At 61.3% G+C, this 15,988-nt stretch carries 13 protein-coding genes; 6 read left to right on the forward strand and 7 right to left on the reverse strand.

Going from position 1 to position 15,988, the window contains the following annotated elements; genetic code table 11:
* Positions 1–65: 65 nt before the first annotated feature.
* Positions 66–1,520 (reverse strand): carbohydrate-binding protein, encoded by a 1,455-nt coding sequence (locus HHL22_RS02470; protein WP_169529384.1) that lies wholly within the window; start codon positions 1,518–1,520, stop codon positions 66–68.
* Between the two features lie 389 nt (positions 1,521–1,909).
* On the opposite strand from HHL22_RS02470, the gene HHL22_RS02475 reads away from it, so the two are divergent.
* Positions 1,910–4,117, forward strand: coding sequence for a xanthine dehydrogenase family protein molybdopterin-binding subunit (locus HHL22_RS02475; protein WP_169529385.1), 2,208 nt, complete (start codon positions 1,910–1,912; stop codon positions 4,115–4,117).
* Between the two features lie 6 nt (positions 4,118–4,123).
* On the opposite strand, the gene HHL22_RS02480 is transcribed toward HHL22_RS02475, so the two are convergent.
* From HHL22_RS02480 to HHL22_RS02490, 3 genes are all read right to left on the reverse strand, one after another.
* A complete protein-coding gene (locus tag HHL22_RS02480) occupies positions 4,124–4,549 on the reverse strand; it encodes a DUF7878 domain-containing protein (protein WP_169529386.1) in 426 nt (141 codons plus the stop codon).
* Positions 4,550–4,634: 85 nt separating this feature from the next.
* Complete coding sequence (locus HHL22_RS02485; RefSeq protein WP_169529387.1) at positions 4,635–5,138, reverse strand: DUF6756 family protein; 504 nt, start codon at positions 5,136–5,138, stop codon at positions 4,635–4,637.
* Positions 5,138–5,995, reverse strand: coding sequence for a dienelactone hydrolase family protein (locus tag HHL22_RS02490; RefSeq protein WP_169529388.1), 858 nt, complete (start codon positions 5,993–5,995; stop codon positions 5,138–5,140). The genes HHL22_RS02485 and HHL22_RS02490 overlap by 1 nt, the downstream gene beginning before the upstream one ends.
* A 250-nt stretch (positions 5,996–6,245) precedes the next feature.
* Between HHL22_RS02490 and HHL22_RS02495 the strand changes: the two genes are divergently transcribed.
* Positions 6,246–7,418 (forward strand): FAD-dependent oxidoreductase, encoded by a 1,173-nt coding sequence (locus HHL22_RS02495; protein WP_169529389.1) that lies wholly within the window; start codon positions 6,246–6,248, stop codon positions 7,416–7,418.
* 193 nt (positions 7,419–7,611) lie between these two features.
* On the opposite strand, the gene HHL22_RS02500 is transcribed toward HHL22_RS02495, so the two are convergent.
* Complete coding sequence (locus HHL22_RS02500) at positions 7,612–11,133, reverse strand: UvrD-helicase domain-containing protein (RefSeq protein WP_169529390.1); 3,522 nt, start codon at positions 11,131–11,133, stop codon at positions 7,612–7,614.
* Between the two features lie 42 nt (positions 11,134–11,175).
* Here HHL22_RS02500 and HHL22_RS02505 point away from each other — a divergent pair, with 42 nt between their 5' ends.
* Complete coding sequence (locus tag HHL22_RS02505; protein WP_169529391.1) at positions 11,176–11,643, forward strand: hypothetical protein; 468 nt, start codon at positions 11,176–11,178, stop codon at positions 11,641–11,643.
* A gap of 3 nt (positions 11,644–11,646) precedes the next feature.
* Here the strand turns inward: HHL22_RS02505 and HHL22_RS02510 are convergent, their stop codons facing one another.
* Positions 11,647–12,066 (reverse strand): acyl-CoA thioesterase, encoded by a 420-nt coding sequence (locus HHL22_RS02510; protein WP_169529392.1) that lies wholly within the window; start codon positions 12,064–12,066, stop codon positions 11,647–11,649.
* 156 nt (positions 12,067–12,222) lie between these two features.
* Here HHL22_RS02510 and HHL22_RS02515 point away from each other — a divergent pair, with 156 nt between their 5' ends.
* The 3 genes from HHL22_RS02515 to HHL22_RS02525 all read left to right on the forward strand — a co-directional run bounded on the left by HHL22_RS02515 (position 12,223) and on the right by HHL22_RS02525 (position 15,268).
* A complete protein-coding gene (locus tag HHL22_RS02515; protein WP_169529393.1) occupies positions 12,223–12,423 on the forward strand; it encodes a cold-shock protein in 201 nt (66 codons plus the stop codon).
* A gap of 248 nt (positions 12,424–12,671) precedes the next feature.
* Complete coding sequence (locus HHL22_RS02520; RefSeq protein ID WP_169529394.1) at positions 12,672–12,872, forward strand: cold-shock protein; 201 nt, start codon at positions 12,672–12,674, stop codon at positions 12,870–12,872.
* Positions 12,873–13,288: 416 nt separating this feature from the next.
* Entirely contained in the window at positions 13,289–15,268 is a 1,980-nt protein-coding gene (locus tag HHL22_RS02525) for a DEAD/DEAH box helicase (protein ID WP_169529395.1), read from the forward strand.
* A gap of 225 nt (positions 15,269–15,493) precedes the next feature.
* On the opposite strand, the gene HHL22_RS02530 is transcribed toward HHL22_RS02525, so the two are convergent.
* Entirely contained in the window at positions 15,494–15,946 is a 453-nt protein-coding gene (locus HHL22_RS02530) for a PA2169 family four-helix-bundle protein (RefSeq protein ID WP_169529396.1), read from the reverse strand.
* Positions 15,947–15,988 lie beyond the last annotated feature (42 nt).

Raw genomic sequence — 15,988 nt, forward strand, 5'->3', positions numbered from 1 at the left:
GCGGGAGAGCTGCTTCGACAAACTCAGCATGACCGCCTTTTTTGCTTAATTAAGCCTAGGGCTCCCTACTGCACTACTAGCTTCTGCACCGACTGGCCGCTGGCGTCGGACACCTGCACCAAGTAGAGGCCGCTGCTTAGGCGCAGGGCGGGGGCGACTTCCACGGTGGCGCTGGTAGCGGTGGTGCGCCACACCTCGCGGCCCTGCGTGTCGAGCAGGCGCACCTGGGCCGGGGCGGCGGCATTGAAGGTGGGAAGTGCCAGCTTTAAGGGCTCGCCGGCACGCTGCGGGTTGGGGTAGAGGGTGAGACCCGAGGGCGTGGCAGCGGCATTGGTAGCCAGGGCCTCGCCCACGCGGGCCGTGCCCTGCTTGGTAATGCGCACCCAGTTAAGGTTGTAGCCCCCGGTTTGGGCATACACGCCAAAGTTGTAAGTACCCGCGTTCACGGTCACAGTCTTCGAAACGGTGGTCCAGCTTTGCCAGCCGCCGGTGCCGGGGATGCTGGTGTTGCCCAGCTGGGTGCTGCCCGCATTCAGGTCCGAGGAAATGGTGCCGCCGTTGGCGCCGCTGGCCACCCGGTACTCGATGAGGTAGGAGCCGCTAGTGGGAAAGTTGACGTTGTTCCACACCAGGTAGTCGCCCTGGTCGATGTAGCCCATGTCCTGCCCGCCGCCCGTGTCCGAGCAGGTTTCGACCTGCATGCCGCTGTTTACGTTAGCGCTTTCGGCTTGCAGTGTTACCGACGACGCAGTACTACCGCTAGTCAGCTGATACACCCGCACGTAATCGACGGACAAGGTGGCGGGCAGCTTGCTCTCGTCGATGCTCTGGCCGGGCAGGTTGCCACCCACGGCCAGGTTAAACAAAAAGAAGAACGGATTCTGAAATTCCTCGGTACTGCCCGTGCCATTTGTAATGTCAATAACGCAATACTGCGCGCCATCCACAAACCACTTGATGTAAGTGGGCGTCCACTCCACGCTGTACACGTGCCAGTCGGCGGGGTTGCTCACGGTGGTCGTTTTGCCGTACTGCGCGTGGCCGTTGCTGTCCCAGTGCGCCGTGCCGAAAATGGTGTTGTCGGCATTGACGTGCTCCATAATATCAATTTCGCCGCACTTGGGCCAGCCCACCGAGCTGATGTTACTGCCCATCATCCAGAAGCCCGGCCACAGGCCCTGGCCCAGCGGCAGCTTCATGCGCGCCTCCATGCGCCCGTACTTAAAGTCCTTGAGGCCTTGGGTTTTCATGCGGGCCGAGGTGTACTTAAATCCGCCCACGCTTTCCTTGCGGGCCGTAATCTGGAGCACGCCGTTGGTCACCGTGGCGTTGGCCTTCTGGTAGTATTCCTGCTCGCTGTTGCCCCAGCCGTTGTTGTTGCCGGTTTCGAATTGCCAGCTACTGCTAATGCCATTCGTGAATTCGTCGGACCAGACCTGCTGGTAGGTTTGGGCGCTGGCGCGGGCACTGCCCAGCAGCGCCGCTGCTCCGAGGAGCAAAGAAGGTAGAAAACGCTTCATAAGAAAAGGGGTGGGAAAAAGGATAAGTGGAAAGACCCCGCCAGCTGCCCCTAGGGCCGCTAGCGACACCTGAAAGTAACCGACCGGAAACGATTGCGAAAGCGGCCTGGAGCAGCATCAGTGCCCGGCTGGCGCTGGCTTTTACGCTTAGCACACATATCACCTGGCCGCGGCACAAGCAGTTGAGCCCTGGCGGAATCGTCCTACCGCGCTAGCTGACACGTAGAAATACGTGGTAATGCCCGAATTTTACACCCCACTGGCACGCGGCTGGGCGCTGCGTTATGAGCAGGGCAGCCAAGTTGCGGGCCGGCGCCTGCCCAGGCCCGGAACCCCTAGGGCCTACCTGGGCGTAGAGGGAAACGCATCCTTTTCCACCCGTTGCCTTTATGCAAGCTCCCCTCATTGGCCAGCCGCTCCGCCGCGTGGAGGGCCGCCTGAAAGTAACCGGCCAGGCCCGCTTCGCCGCCGAGCATTCGGTGCCCGGCGTGGTGTATGGAGCGCTGGTTATCAGTACTATCGCTAAGGGGCGCATCACGCACCTCGACGCCGCCGAGGCTGCCCGGCTACCCGGCGTGCTGGCCGTGGTGTCGCACCTCAACAGCCCTAGGGTGCCCGGCTACGACAACCCCCAGCCCGACAAGCGCGTGGATGGCCAGCAGTTTCGGGTGTTTTTTGACGACAAAATTCACTTCGGCCACCAGCCCGTGGCCCTGGCTATTGCCGACACGCCCGAGCGGGCCCGCCAGGCCGCCCACCTGGTGCGCGTGCAGTACGCCGCCGAAGTCCCCGAAACCGACCTGGCCGCCCACCTCGGCCGCGCCATCAAGCCCAAGAAAGCCGACGACTCGACCCGCGGCGCGGGCGCCCCAGCTGGCCCGGCGGCCGTCGAAATCAACCACGAGTACCGCACCCAGCTGCAGGTGCACAACCCCATGGAAACCCACTCGGCCATTGCCCAGTGGCAGGGCAACAACCTGACGGTGTGGAACAAGACCCAGGCGCCCACCCTGGCCCGGCAGGATTTGATGAAGCTCTTTGCCCTGCCCGAAACGGCGGTGCAGGTGCACTCGCCCTACGTGGGCGGCGCCTTCGGGGGCTCGTCGCGCATCTGGCCCGCCCAGATGGCGGCCATCCTGGGGGCCAAGGTGGTGGGGCGGCCGGTGAAGGTGTTCAACCAGCGCGAAGACGAGTTTAATATGGTGGGCTACCGGCCGGCGTCGGTGCAGCGGGTGCGGCTATCGGCCCAGGCCGATGGCACGCTAGTACACCTGGAGCACGAGGCGTTTGGGCTCACCTCGCGCTACGAGCAGTTCACCGAGCGCATCCTGCACCCCACCCGCCACGGCTACCGCTGCCCCAGCGCCAAGCTCAGCTACTCGCTGGTGCCGCTTGACATGAGCACGCCCTGCTGGACGCGCGGCCCCGGCGAAACCACCGGCAGCTTCGCCATCGAGTCGGCCATGGACGAGCTGGCCTACGCCCTGAAGCTGGACCCACTAGCGTTGCGCTTGCGCAACTTCGCCGAGCGCGACCCCGCCGACGACCGCCCCTGGAGCAGCAACTACCTGCGTGAGTGCTACGCCCTAGGGTCCGAGAAGTTCAACTGGGCCCGCCGCCCGCAAGCCGTGGGGGCACTGCCATCCACGCCCCAGGGCTGGCTGGTGGGCCAAGGCATGAGCATGGGCATCTACCACGCCAGCCGGGCCGAGTGCAGTGCCCGCGCCCGCCTGCTGCCCGATGGCACGCTGCTGGTGCAAAGCGCCACCGCCGACGCCGGCCCCGGCACCTACACCGTGATGACCCAGATTGCTGCCGACGCCAGCGGCCTGCCCGTCAGCGCCATCCGCTTCGAGCTGGGCGATTCCAGCCTGCCGCCTGCCCCCGGCCAGTTCGGCTCGCACACGGTGGCCTCGGTGGGTGCGGCCGTGCACCAGGTATGCACCACCCTGCGCCAGCAGCTGCTGCAACTGGCGGCTACTGCCCCCGGCACCCCCCTAGGCAAAGCGCCCGCCGCCGAGCTAACGCTGGCCGGCGGGGCGGTGCAGGTAGCCAAAGGCTTCCAAAACCTGCCAGTGGGCGAGGTGCTGCGCCGCCACAACCTCCCTGCCCTAGAGCTGACTGAAAAAGCGCCCGCCGTGAATGAGAAAGGCCCGTACTCGGGCTACTCCTTCAACGCCAGCTTCGTGGAGGTGCACGTGCACCCACTCACCCGCGAGGTGCGGGTGGCCCGCGTGGTGTCGGCCATCGACGCGGGCCGGGTGATGAACCACCAAACTGCCCGCAGCCAGGTGTACGGCGCCATCACCTGGGCTATTGGTTTGGCGCTCATGGAGGAAGCCGTGGTAGACCACCATCTCGGCCGCGTCACCAACCATGACTTGGCCAACTACCACGTGCCCACCAACGCCGACCTGCCCACCGCCATCGACGTGTTATTCGTGGACAAGCCCGACCCCCACCTCGACCTCATGGGCGCCAAGGGCCTGGGCGAAATCGGCATCGTGGGCCTCACCGCCGCCATCGCCAACGCCGTGTACCACGCCACCGGCAAACGGGTAAGGGAGTTGCCCATTACGCCGGACAAGCTGCTGTGAGTGGCTCTATGGCTGCTTGAAAAGCGGAATATCTGCAAAGGCAACGTTGTACTCGCGTTGCATGTATTCATTTAATGCAAGCAGGAAGTTTTCGAAACCGGCTGTTACGTCAGGTAAACTCACTACCGGCGCAATGGGACTTTCAACCCAAGCCGAATGCACAGCAAAATGAGCGATAGCGAGCGGTGTGAGGTATAAAACCGGATTGTCAGTAGAGTCTTCTGGTGAGTAATCGAAGTGTAAGAGTACGCTGGTTTTTGCTGCTGAATGCAGCCAATGCTGTACTGCAAGCGCGAAATCTAGTAGCGCAACACTTTCTAAAAAGAAGGTGGTATCGTTAGCAGTAATAGTTAAATCACCATCTAGCGCCGCATAAGGATATTTTAAGAGAAGCCCTCTGTTTACCTCTGTGATAGTAAATACGAGCGTCATCGTTTATCCCGGTTTTTCTTTAAAATTCCTTATGGCTATTTTGGCTTCACTACTGCTATGAGCAAGCGCACTTACAAGCTACTTATTAGGACGGATAGGTTGAAATTACTAGTTCTGGAAATTGCTGAGCGAAGTCACGAAGCTGCTGGATGGCAAAGCTGCCAGTGCCTATTAGAATGTCGTGATGGTTCTCGCAAAGAAGCCATTCGAACTTCTTGGATATGAGATAATACTCATCCATTATATAGGTTAACTCCGGGATAATGCGCTGGATAACTGTGACTTTTCCTTCATAAAAAAAGAAGTTGCTACCATCGTAAGCCATTAGCCATACTGTTTCGTCAAGCGGTATTAAGTGATGCAGAATAGCGAGTGATAGTACCTTAAGTTGCAAGCTCTGAGTTTGATGCTTAAAGCTTTCCCATAGCCAGACAGGCCGCGCTTTTCCCTCGATGTGGTAAAAGCTGTGGTAAATCCGCTCTTCTAGCTTGTGCCAGTCTGTTGTGAAAGGCAGCGGTCTAAAGTCAGCATCTGGAATTTGCAGTAGCTGGCGAGCCGCATCTAGTTCATTTAACAGTGCTTTTCGCATTACCCTAGCTTCTCCTTAAACAGCCCTAGGGTGCGCTCCCAAGCCAGCTTGGCGGCGGCGGCGTTATAGCGGGCAGGTGAAGTGTCGTTGTTGAAAGCGTGGTTAACGCCTTCGTACATAAACAACTGGTAGGGGATATGTGCGGCCTTGAGCGCCGCCTCATAGGCCGGAATGCCCGCGTCGATGCGCTCGTCGAGGCCGGCGTAGTGCAGCATGAGCGCGGCCTTGATGTTGGGCACGTCCTGAGCGGGGGGCTGCTGGCCGTAGTAGGCCACGGCGGCGTCGAGCTTAGGGTCGTGGGTGGCGAGCTGGTTGGCCAGGCCGCCGCCCCAGCAGAAGCCCACGCAGCCGGTGCGGCCATTGCAGTCGGGCCGGGCGCGCAGGTAGGTGAGGGCCGCTAGGTAGTTATGCAGGTTCTTCTGCGGGTCGAGCTGGCCGATGAGCGTGCGGCCCTGGTCCTCGTTGGTGGGGGTGCCGCCCACCACGCTCAGCGCATCCACCCCTAGGGCCAGGTAGCCGGCCTGGGCCACCCGCCGCGTTACGTCCTTGATGTGCGGCGTCAGGCCTCGGTTTTCGTGGATGACGACCACGGCGCCGCGCTTTTTCTTGCCCTTGGGGTGCACCAGGTAGCCGCTCACGGTGGCGCCGTCGCCGGGCCAGGTCACGGTTTCTTCCACCAGGTTTTCGGCCAAGGGCGCCACGGTGGCGGCGTGGGCGTAGCCGGGCTCCAGCACCGCCAAGGCACTGGTGGCCAGCGCGGCGCTGCCCGCCAGCTTCAGCAGCCGCTCCAGAAACTCGGCGCGGGCCAGGGGGCGGTGGGTGTACTCGTCGAAGAGGTTGATGATGCGCTGGTCCATAAGAGAGGGCTAGGGTAGGGGGCGAAGCCGCAAGGTAGCGGCAACTTTTTTTCGGTTGGTAAAATACGGCCGGGTCGCCGGGCGTCTACTGGGGGCGGGCCGCGCCACCACGCGCCCGGCGACCCGCTCAGGCGACAGCAAAACCGGGGGTAAGGGCTGGCCCCCGCCCGCTGGCCGCGCCGCCTGGCCAAGTCGAGCAACTCCGGGCGGCTACTGATGGCGCGGCTCGTACATCCTGAAAACTACTCTTATGAACCTGTTAACCAACAAGCAACTAGCTATTATCGGCGCCGGCCCCACGGGGCTGATGCTGGCCGTGCTGCTGCAACGGCGCGGCGCTGCCGTCACGGTGTACGAGCGCGACGCCGGCCCCGAAACGCGCATCTGGGGCGGCACCCTCGACCTGCACCGCAACAGCGGCCAGCGCGCCCTGGAGGCGGCCGGGCTGCTCCAGCAGTTCTACCAGCTGGCCCGCCCCACCGCCGAGCGCACCGCCGCCCCCGACGGCAGCATCCTCGAAGACGAGCCTGTAGAAGAAGCCACCGCCTACTGGCGCCCCGAAATTGACCGGCCCGACCTGCGCCGCCTGCTGCTGAGCGCCCTAGCCCCCGGCACTGTGCGCTGGGCCCACGCTTTCGACAGCCTCGATGAACTGCCCGACGGCCGCCTGCAGCTGCACTTCGCCGGCCAGCCCGCCCAGCTGGCCGACGTGGTGGTGGGCGCCAACGGTGGCCGCTCGAAGGTGCGCCGCTACGCGGGCGGCGCCGAGCCGGTGTACTCGGGCACGGTGTACGTGCAGGGCGACCTCACCGACCCCGCCCACCACGCGCCCGCCTACGCCGCCCTAGTAGGCGGCGGCAACCTGATGGTGCCTGGCGGCCAGCACCTGCTGGTGAGCCACACCAAAGCCGACGGCACCCTCGAAATGGGCCTCACCTTCCGCGTGCCCGAAACCTGGATGGCTGAGCGCGGCATCCGCGGCGAGGAGCCCGCCACCGTGCGCCAGCTGCTGCGCGACACCCTGGCCGACTGGGCGCCGGTGTATCAGCAGGCTTTCGCGGCCACCCAGGAGTGGCGGGTGCTGCCCATGTACTTCGTGCCGCTGGTGCCGGGCCGGCCCGTAACCCAGCCCATCACCCTGGTCGGCGACGCTGCCCACCTCATGCCGCCCTTCGCCGGCGTGGGCGTCAACATCGGTCTGCTCGATGCCCTGCACCTGGCCGAGGCCCTAGGCAGCACCCAGTACCCCAGCCTCTGCACTGCCATCGTCGCCTACGAGCGCACCATGTATGCCTACGCCCACCACGCCCAGCAGATGACGGCCCGCGCCGAGCGCAGCATCCACGGCGAACAAGACGAAACCCCCGGTGCCGACCGCCGCGCCGAGCACGCCGCCTGGAACGCCTTGTTAATGGGTGAGTAAGCGCCCGCCACGACAACCGATAAATGTATTAAAAGTGCTCCAACAAGCAGTTATGCTAAACTTGTCGAAGCAGCTCTGCTGCGCCGCCTAGGGTGATTGCTTGTGCATCAAGCAACGGAGCGGTAAAGCTGCTTCAACAAGCTCAGTATGACCACCTATTGGCACCAATGAAGTGCTAGTAGGCTCGCTTAGCCTACACTTCCACCACCTCGCCCGAGCCGAAGTAGTAGATAACCCCCAGGACCCGCCCATAGCCCAGCTCCCGAAACAGGCGGCCGTAGTCGCGCAGGCGGGTTTTGTCGGCCTCGCGGGGCGGGGGCAGCTTGAAGTCGAGCATGGTTACGGTCTGCTCGGCGCGGCTGGCGGCCAGGCTGAACACGATGCGGTCGGGCTTATAGGGGCGTACCGTGTGGCCGCCCACCAGTATCTCGCGCTCGGTTTCCACGGCCAGGTTATCGGCGAAATAGGGGGCTAGGCGCGGGTCGGCCAGGATGGCTTGCAGGCGCGTTTCCAGCGCCGGCCGCTCTTTCTGGTTGATGATGCCCTCGGCCACCAACTGGCGCAGGGCGCGGCCTAGGTCGCGGGCGCTCAGCAGGCGGCGCAGGGCGTAGTGCAGCTTGCGGTTCAGCTCGCCCAGGCGCTCCTGCTCGTCGAAGTCGAATACCGTGGTGGCGTGGCGCCGCAGCCGCAGGCGCTGGTGCCAGTCAGTGCTGGCGAGGTTGGTGAGGGGGAAAGTCCGCTTTTCGTTGTTCGTTGCTCGTGCTTTAGCGTGGCTGCCCTCGCTCAGCACGAAGCTCGTTTGGCCGTCGTGCCACTGCCCTAGGGTGCGCAAGTAGCCGCTAAGCAGGGCGGCCACGTCGCGGGCTTCGCCCTGCTCGGTGGGTAGCTCGGGCGTAGCCGCCGCCGGCAAGCTACTGGTGCGCGGCGCCTCGGCCGGCACCTTGCTGATGACGTATAGCCGGTGCCGGGGCCGCGTAAAAGCCACGTACAGCGTGTTCAGCCCGTCGAGCAGCGTTTTCTCTACTTCTTCTTCGCGCTGTGCTGCCAAGGGCGTGAAGCTCAAGGCTTTATTAAGGCGCACCACGGCCACGTCGGGCAGGCCAGCCAGGGGCTTGTCGGCGCCACTTAGGTTTCCCCACAGCTTAGCATCGCTGCGCGGCACCAGGTCCCAGTCGGCAAAGGGCACCAGCACTACGCCGTAGGCCAGGCCCTTGGCCTTGTGCACGGTCGTGATGGTGATGGCATCGGTGCCGCCCGGCGCGTTGATGCTCAGCACGCCCTTACGCTCGTCCCAATAGGTGAGGAAGTTGCCCAGGTTGTTGCCGTATTTCAGGCTGAATTCCAGGGTCAAGTCCAGGAAGCGGAACAGGTAGTCGCTTTCCGCCGCGGCTTCCAGCAGCCCAAAAATGCCGATTAGCCGCTCCGTCAGCTCATACAGCCCCAGGTTGCCGGTTTTGTGCTCGTCCAGGTCGTAGCCTAGGGCCCGTAGCTCGTCAAAAAACGGCGCGCCGGTTTCCGTGTCGTTCGCCACGGCGGCCAGGTGCCGCGCCCGTGCCGGGGTAGGGGCCCGCCGCCGCACCACCTTGTCCACGAGCAGCAGGGCTTCGGCGCGCGCCAGCGTGTCGGCGCTCTGCTGCAGCACCCGCATCAGGGCCACCAGCAGGTTCACCACCTCCGCAAACTGCAGGGCCAGCGAATCGGCCGAAATAATCGGAAAGCCTCTTTCTTTCAGAAACTTAGCCAGCAGCCGGCTTTGGCCCCGCGTGCGGCACAGCACCGCCACATCGGCCAGTTGGTAGCCGTCGGCCAGGGCCTGCTCTACCAGCGCCAGGCACAGGTAGCAGGTGCTCTCATTGTAGTCGAGCGCGGCCCCGTCGCGGTAGCCCGGCAGCGTGGCGCCGTACTCGCCGGTGGCGGGGTGGTAGCGCCGGGCGGGCGCCTCGCGGTGGGTGAACAGCAGCTCCACGTGGCCTTCCTGGGTCAGCAAGGGCCTAGGGAAGGCAGTAAGCGCGGCGGGACCATCGCCATCCGAGCCGTCGGGCACGGCCTGCTCAAATCCCGCCGCGAAGATGCCGCCCACCAGCTCGCCGCCCGGGTTGCGCGCGCGCACGTAGCCAAAGAACTGATTGTTAAAGCCTACGATGGCCGGCGCGCTGCGGTAGTTGATGGCCAGCGAGTGCGGCTCCAGGTTTTGCTGCAGCGTTTGGTAGCGGCCGGCCAGCAGCCGGCGCAGTTCGGGCTCGCGGGCGCGGGCGGCCAGCGCGCTGGTATCGCCCTGGTAGAGGCGCAAAATCTGCTCTAGCTCGCCGCCCCGCCAGCGGTAAATAGCCTGCTTGGCATCGCCCACGGCCAGCGAGAGGCCGCCGTTGCCCACCGCGTTCTCCACTAGCGGCAGCAGGTTATTCCACTGCAAGACCGAAGTATCCTGAAACTCGTCAATCAGCAAGTGCCGGTACTTCTCCCCTAGGCGCTCGTACAGAAAGGGCACCGGCTCGCGCAGCACAATGGCCGCAATGCGCCGGTTAAATTCCGAAATTAGCACCACGTTGCGCTCGCGGCTGATGTCCTCCACCAGCTTGTTCAGCTCGCTCAGCAGCGAGGCATGAAACAAAAAAGGCTGAATGGCTTTGAGCAGCAAGTAATTGGGCAAGTGCGCGATGCGCAGCTCCAATAGCTCCTGAAATGCTGCCGCCAGTTCGGGCTGCGCGGCTTCCACGGCCGGTACCAGGCCGGCCTTCTTGGCCTTGTCGCTCCACCACTTGCCGCTTTCCACCACCTTGCGGGCCGTGGCCGTCGGAAAATCTGCCTTGGCATCGGGCGCCCCCAGCCAGCGCCCCCAGCTGCGAAAGTGCCCGTGAATGCCATTGGTCCCGCCCGCCAGGTGCTCGGCCTCGATGCCCGCGCCGGCCAGCGCCGCCAGTGCCCGGTCGGCGGGCGCCTGCACGGCCGCCTCCACCTCGCGCAGCTGCTGCCGTAGCTGCTGGTCGAGCGCCCGAAAGTCGGCCATCGTTTTTTGCCCCAGTTGCGCCACCGCCTCGTGCACGCTCTCACTAAACAGGGCCCGGCCAAATTCCAGCAGCTCGTCGGGCAGCCGGTTCCAGCTGCGGCCCTCCTCGGCCTGCCCTAGGGCGTAGTCGGCCAGCGTTTGGCTTAGCAGCTGGCTATCGGCCTGGCGGTTCACCCGGTCTAGCAGCCCCGCCACCGCCGAGCGCAGCACGCTATCGGTGTCCAGCTCTACCTCAAACGAGGCCGGCAGCCCCAGCTCGCGCGTAAAAGCCGTCACGATGCGCTGCACAAACGAGTCAATGGTGCTCACCGCAAAGTCGGCGTAGTGGTAGAGCACCAGCCGAAACGTAGCCGCTGCCCGCGCCCGCACCTCGCGCTGCCGTTCCTCGGCCGTGCCCAGCCGCGGGGACAGCTGCCCCTCGGCCGCCAGCTCCGCGGCTACCTCGGCCAGCAGCGCGTCGTTCCTAGGGTCGCCGCCCTGCGCAAAGCCCCGCAGCGCCCCCACGATGCGCTCCTTCATCTCGCCCGCCGCGTCGTTGGTAAACGTAATGGCCAGGATACTTTTAAAATAGCTCGGGTTGTAGCTGCGCTCGCCGGTAGGGTCGGCCGGCTGCGGGTACCCTAGGGCCAGCTTCAGGTATTCCTTCGTTAATTGATACGTCTTGCCAGAGCCCGCCGAAGCGGAATAAATGCGGAAAGGAGCGGGCATTTTTAATCGTTAAAGCAGTATTGCTGAAAGCACTAATAATCTATGACTTGGGAAAAGCTAAGAAATGAAATTTACTACATAGATGGCTCTTGGCGTGATATCTATGTGCTAGATGTAAATCAGAAGGACTGGCAGCAATGGACTGATTATGTAAACGAGAACTATGTTATAGACTGGTTCGCTGTGGGATGTGACAATGATATTACTCAAGAAAGAATCGATTTTGAATTCATCGCTAGCAAATGGAATTTGGGATATTATCCGACCACTGCAAGAATCTACTTAGCTGAAATACAAATCAATTGTCACTTTTTTACTGATGAATTAATAGAAAACGATATCGACCCAAGCCAAATTAAGTCGATAGATGACCATGATAGGTTAGTCAGTTATATGAAATCAATTTCCTATTTATTGAACAAAGAAGTGATATTGACAGCAGAGAATATTCGTGAAGCAATTCTAATCAGGATTAATTGCGATAGGGTAGATTTTATGGAATATAGCTAGCTTTTAAGCAGGCAGCAACCGCCCCGCTACCTCTGCCGGCACGCGCACCGGCCGGCCGCTACCTGCATCCAGCAGCACCCACTGCGTTTCGGCGGCGCATAGCAGCTGGCCGTCGGCCACGCGCTCGATGCGGGTGAGGCGTTTCGAGCGGGCACCGTTCACGTCGGCCACCCAAGTGAGGGCGCGCAGCTCGTCGCCAGCGTAGGCCGAGCGGTGGTAGCGAACCAGGTGCTCCTGCACCACCCACACTTGGGGCGGCTGCGCGGGGCTAGGGGGGTAGAGGTAGTGCCAGTGGGCGGCGGCCACGTCTTGCACCCAGCGCACGTAGGCCACGTTGTTGGCGTGGCCAAGCTGGTCAATGTCGCTCGCCTCTACTGTAAAGTGGTGAGAGAAAGCGTGTGCCGGGGCCGAAAGCGGGTCCATAGAAATTTTTAAGTATTAGTGAGATTTAGGAATTTTGTTTATCTTTGGCGCAACTCGAGGCTCTGTGGTGCTGTTCCGGTCCGCTCCGGTTTGGTGCATCAAGGTCCCCCAGCTTTCGCCGGGCCCCGATGACACACCACCTATTTTATTTTTTTTATGCCGACCGGAACGGTAAAATTCTTCAATGAGACCAAAGGTTTTGGTTTCATCAAAAACGACGAGACGGGCCAAGACATTTTTGTGCACGTAACCGACCTCGTGGATGCCAAGACGCTTCACGAGCGCGACCAAGTTCAGTACGAAGAAGCGCAAGGCCGCAAAGGCCCGAATGCAGTGAAAGTATCGGTGATTAGCTAATTAATCTCAACGATTTCGTACCTATAAAAAGTGCGTTCCCATGGCGGGAACGCACTTTTTTGTTTTATCCTGTCCCGCTGTCTCCTTTTGCAGGGCCGCTAGGCGCGCTGGCTAAGCAGCCGCTGCCTACCTTTGGTTTAATTCAAGGGTCAGTAGTGCTTTTCCGGTCCGCTTCGGTGTGCTTGTTTACATCTTAGGTTCCTAGCTTTCACCGGGCTTTGAAGACACGTAGTTTTCATTTTTTTATTATGCTGACCGGAACGGTAAAATTCTTCAACGAAACCAAAGGCTTTGGTTTCATTACCCCCGAAGGTGGGGGGCAGGACATCTTTGTGCACGTAACTGACCTTGTGGATGCCAAGACGCTCCGTGAGCGTGACCGCGTGCAGTACGAAGAAGCGCAAGGTCGCAAAGGCCCGAACGCCGTGAAAGTATCGGTGATTAGCTAAGTAGCGGCACCGCTTGCTTTAATAAAAGCGCGTTTCCTCCCCGGAAACGCGCTTTTTTATTGCCAGCTGCTTGGCCTGCGCCCCAGCTCCCTAGGTCTGCCGAGGCCAGTGAAGCGACGAAATAGTGAGAATATGCTGGTTGCAAGTAGCTTTTTCAATTTAAAATGCGTACCTTTGCACCCGCATTTGAGAACGGCCCCATTTTAGTGGCCGGGGTGGCCCAGAGTTAAGAGATTGGCTGCCGAATAGTTCCCGTTAAGTACGGTCGTATTTTTTCCGCCTTCGTTAGTTAGGAAAGGTTAAGGGGGAAGAAGCGCCGCCGCTGTTGAGCCGGCTGTTTTCAGAGCGTAGTCTCCTTCCCCTAGCCACCCAGGTTTTGGAAAACCAGGTGGCTTACTAACCTATTCCGTTCCAACATGGAAACCGAAAAAGTAGAAGTGGCCGATAAGGCCAAAATCCGCTTCGACGAACTCAACCTCTCGCCCGAAGTACAGCGCGCCATCACCGATATGGGGTACGAGGAAGCCTCGCCCATTCAGTCGGCCGCTATTCCGGCGCTGCTCGCCGGCCGCGACGTGATTGGCCAGGCCCAAACGGGCACCGGCAAAACCGCCGCCTTCTCCATCCCCGCCATTGAGGGAGTAAACGGCGAAAGCCGTGACGTCCAAGTGATTGTACTGTGCCCCACCCGCGAGCTGGCGGTGCAGGTTTCGGGCGAAATCCAGAAGCTGGGCAAGTATAAGAAAGGCTTAGCCGTGGTGCCCATCTACGGCGGCAGCAGTTACGACCGCCAGTTCCGCGCCCTCGAGCGCGGCGTGCAAATCGTGATTGGCACGCCCGGCCGGGTGATGGACCACATCGAGCGCGGCACGCTGAAGCTCGACAAGGCCACCAAAATCATCCTCGACGAGGCCGACGAGATGCTCGACATGGGCTTCCGGGAGGACATTGAGTACGTGCTGAGCAAGATGCCCGAGGAGCGCCAAACGGTGTTTTTCTCGGCTACGATGAGCAAGCCGATTATGGATATGACCAAAAAGTACCAGCGCGACCCGCAGGTAGTGAAGGTCAACCATAAGGAAATGACCGTCTCGAACATCGAGCAGAGTTATTTCGAGGTGCGCGGTCCGCAGAAAAAGGATGTGCTCACGCGCATCCTCGACATGTACAACCTCAAGTCGACCATCATCTTCGCGAATACCAAGCGCATGGTGGACGACATCGTGGCCGACCTGCAAGCCAAGGGCTACTTCGCCGATGGCCTGCACGGCGACATGAGCCAGGCCCAGCGCCAGAACACGCTCGATAAATTCCGCAAGAGCACCCTAGAGATTCTGGTGGCGACTGACGTAGCCGCCCGCGGCATCGACGTGGACAACGTAGAGGCGGTATTCAACTACGACCTGCCGGCCGACGAGGAGTACTACGTGCACCGCATTGGCCGTACGGGCCGCGCTGGCAAGAGCGGCCGCGCCTTCACCTTCGTGAGCGGCCGCGACATCTACAAGCTGCGCGACATCATGCGCTTCACCAAGGCTGATATCAAGCTGGAGCAAGTGCCGTCGTTTGCCGACGTATCGGAAGTGAAAACTACGCTCTTCCTCAGCCAGATTAAGGAAGTGGTGGATAAGGGTGGCCTGGATAAGTATATCGGCCGCGTGCAGCGCCTGCTCGACCAGAGTGAGGATATTACCTCGCTCGACATCGCGGCCGCGCTGCTCAAGATGACGATGAAGGAAGACAAGCGCAACGAGCAAAGCCTCGATGCGGGCCGCGAGAAGGGGGCCAGCCGTCCCGGCTACACGCGCCTCTTCATCAGCATGGGCAAGAAGGACCGCCTGCACCCGCGCGACGTAGTGGAGTTGATTTCGGAAAACACCGGGCTGCAAGGCAACAAGGTGGGCGACATTGCGCTCTACGACAAGTTTAGTTTCGTGGAAGTGCCCGCCGAGTTTGCCGATGAGGTAGTGGGCCAGCTAGGCCGCAGCAGCATCCAGGGCCAGCCAGTTACGTTCAGCATCGCCACGCCGGTGCAGGATGCGGCTGCCAAAGAAGAAGGCCTGAACCGCCCCGAGCGCCGCGGTTTTGGCGACGGGGAGCGCCGCAGCTTCGGCGGTGGCGACCGCCGCGAAGGAGGCCGCCCGCCTTATGGCAACAAAGGGGGCAGCTATGGTGACCGTCGCGAAGGCGGCAGCTACGGTGGCGGCTACAAAGGCGGTCAGGGCGGCGGTAGCAGCTACGGCAACCGCCGCGAAGGTGGTAGTAGCTACGGCAGCCGCGAAGGCGGCAGTGGCTACCAGCGCGGCGGCTACAAAGGCGGCCAAGGCGGCGGTAGCAGCTACGGCAACCGGGAGCGTGGCAGCTTCGGCGGCAAGCGCGAAAACTTCGACGAGTAAGACCACTGATTAGCGCGAATTTTAGCGGATTTCGCGGATTTTGTGGCTGACACCCGAAAGGGTGGTCTAAGTGAGCAATAAAAAGGGCTACCCAATGGGTAGCCCTTTTCAGTAGTGGAAGCGTACTTATTCAACTAAAAGAGGAGGATGCTGTTGAGCATCCTCCTCTTTTAGTTGAATAAGCATCGTTCACGAAATCCGTGAAATCCGCGCTAATCGGTGGTTTTACTTCGATGAGTCGCGCAAGCCACGGATTTCGTCATGAGCAGCTTTCACGCCCTGTGCCTGCTTTTCAATAATTGATTTGAGGTCGCCGGGGAGGTCCTGCACTTTTTGGGCTTCCTCGTAAGCCTTCTTGGCTACGTCTTCGCCGCGCTCGCACTCGGCCAAGATGGCGTGGTTGTCGTGGCCGGTTACGGCAGCTTTCAGGTCAATCCAGGCGTGGTGAATGGCACCTACTACCGACGAGCCTTCGTTGGTATCGGGGTGCAGGTCGAGCTTGAACATTTGGTCTTCCAACTCGGTGATGTAGCCTGCGCGCTGAGCAGCGTACTTCTTGAATAGGTCTTTCAGGTGCTGGTCCTTCACGTCGGTCATCGCGTCGGCGTAGCCTTTTTGGCCATCTTTGAGGACGGTGATGAGTTCGTTGAGGGCGGCTTGGGTGGCTTTGGCTTCCATGATTGGAAAAAGGAAATTAGTGAGGAAATGTACCCGGTTTAC

Source organism: Hymenobacter polaris (genome assembly GCF_012927305.1).
Classification (GTDB): Bacteria; Bacteroidota; Bacteroidia; order Cytophagales; family Hymenobacteraceae; genus Hymenobacter; species Hymenobacter polaris.

Coding starts and splice junctions, on each gene's coding strand:
- HHL22_RS02470 (WP_169529384.1), bottom strand. CDS start 1,520: ATGAAGCGTTTTCTACCTTCTTTGCTCCTCGGAGCAGCGGCGCTGCTG.
- HHL22_RS02475 (WP_169529385.1), top strand. CDS start 1,910: ATGCAAGCTCCCCTCATTGGCCAGCCGCTCCGCCGCGTGGAGGGCCGC.
- HHL22_RS02480 (WP_169529386.1), bottom strand. CDS start 4,549: ATGACGCTCGTATTTACTATCACAGAGGTAAACAGAGGGCTTCTCTTA.
- HHL22_RS02485 (WP_169529387.1), bottom strand. CDS start 5,138: ATGCGAAAAGCACTGTTAAATGAACTAGATGCGGCTCGCCAGCTACTG.
- HHL22_RS02490 (WP_169529388.1), bottom strand. CDS start 5,995: ATGGACCAGCGCATCATCAACCTCTTCGACGAGTACACCCACCGCCCC.
- HHL22_RS02495 (WP_169529389.1), top strand. CDS start 6,246: ATGAACCTGTTAACCAACAAGCAACTAGCTATTATCGGCGCCGGCCCC.
- HHL22_RS02500 (WP_169529390.1), bottom strand. CDS start 11,133: ATGCCCGCTCCTTTCCGCATTTATTCCGCTTCGGCGGGCTCTGGCAAG.
- HHL22_RS02505 (WP_169529391.1), top strand. CDS start 11,176: ATGACTTGGGAAAAGCTAAGAAATGAAATTTACTACATAGATGGCTCT.
- HHL22_RS02510 (WP_169529392.1), bottom strand. CDS start 12,066: ATGGACCCGCTTTCGGCCCCGGCACACGCTTTCTCTCACCACTTTACA.
- HHL22_RS02515 (WP_169529393.1), top strand. CDS start 12,223: ATGCCGACCGGAACGGTAAAATTCTTCAATGAGACCAAAGGTTTTGGT.
- HHL22_RS02520 (WP_169529394.1), top strand. CDS start 12,672: ATGCTGACCGGAACGGTAAAATTCTTCAACGAAACCAAAGGCTTTGGT.
- HHL22_RS02525 (WP_169529395.1), top strand. CDS start 13,289: ATGGAAACCGAAAAAGTAGAAGTGGCCGATAAGGCCAAAATCCGCTTC.
- HHL22_RS02530 (WP_169529396.1), bottom strand. CDS start 15,946: ATGGAAGCCAAAGCCACCCAAGCCGCCCTCAACGAACTCATCACCGTC.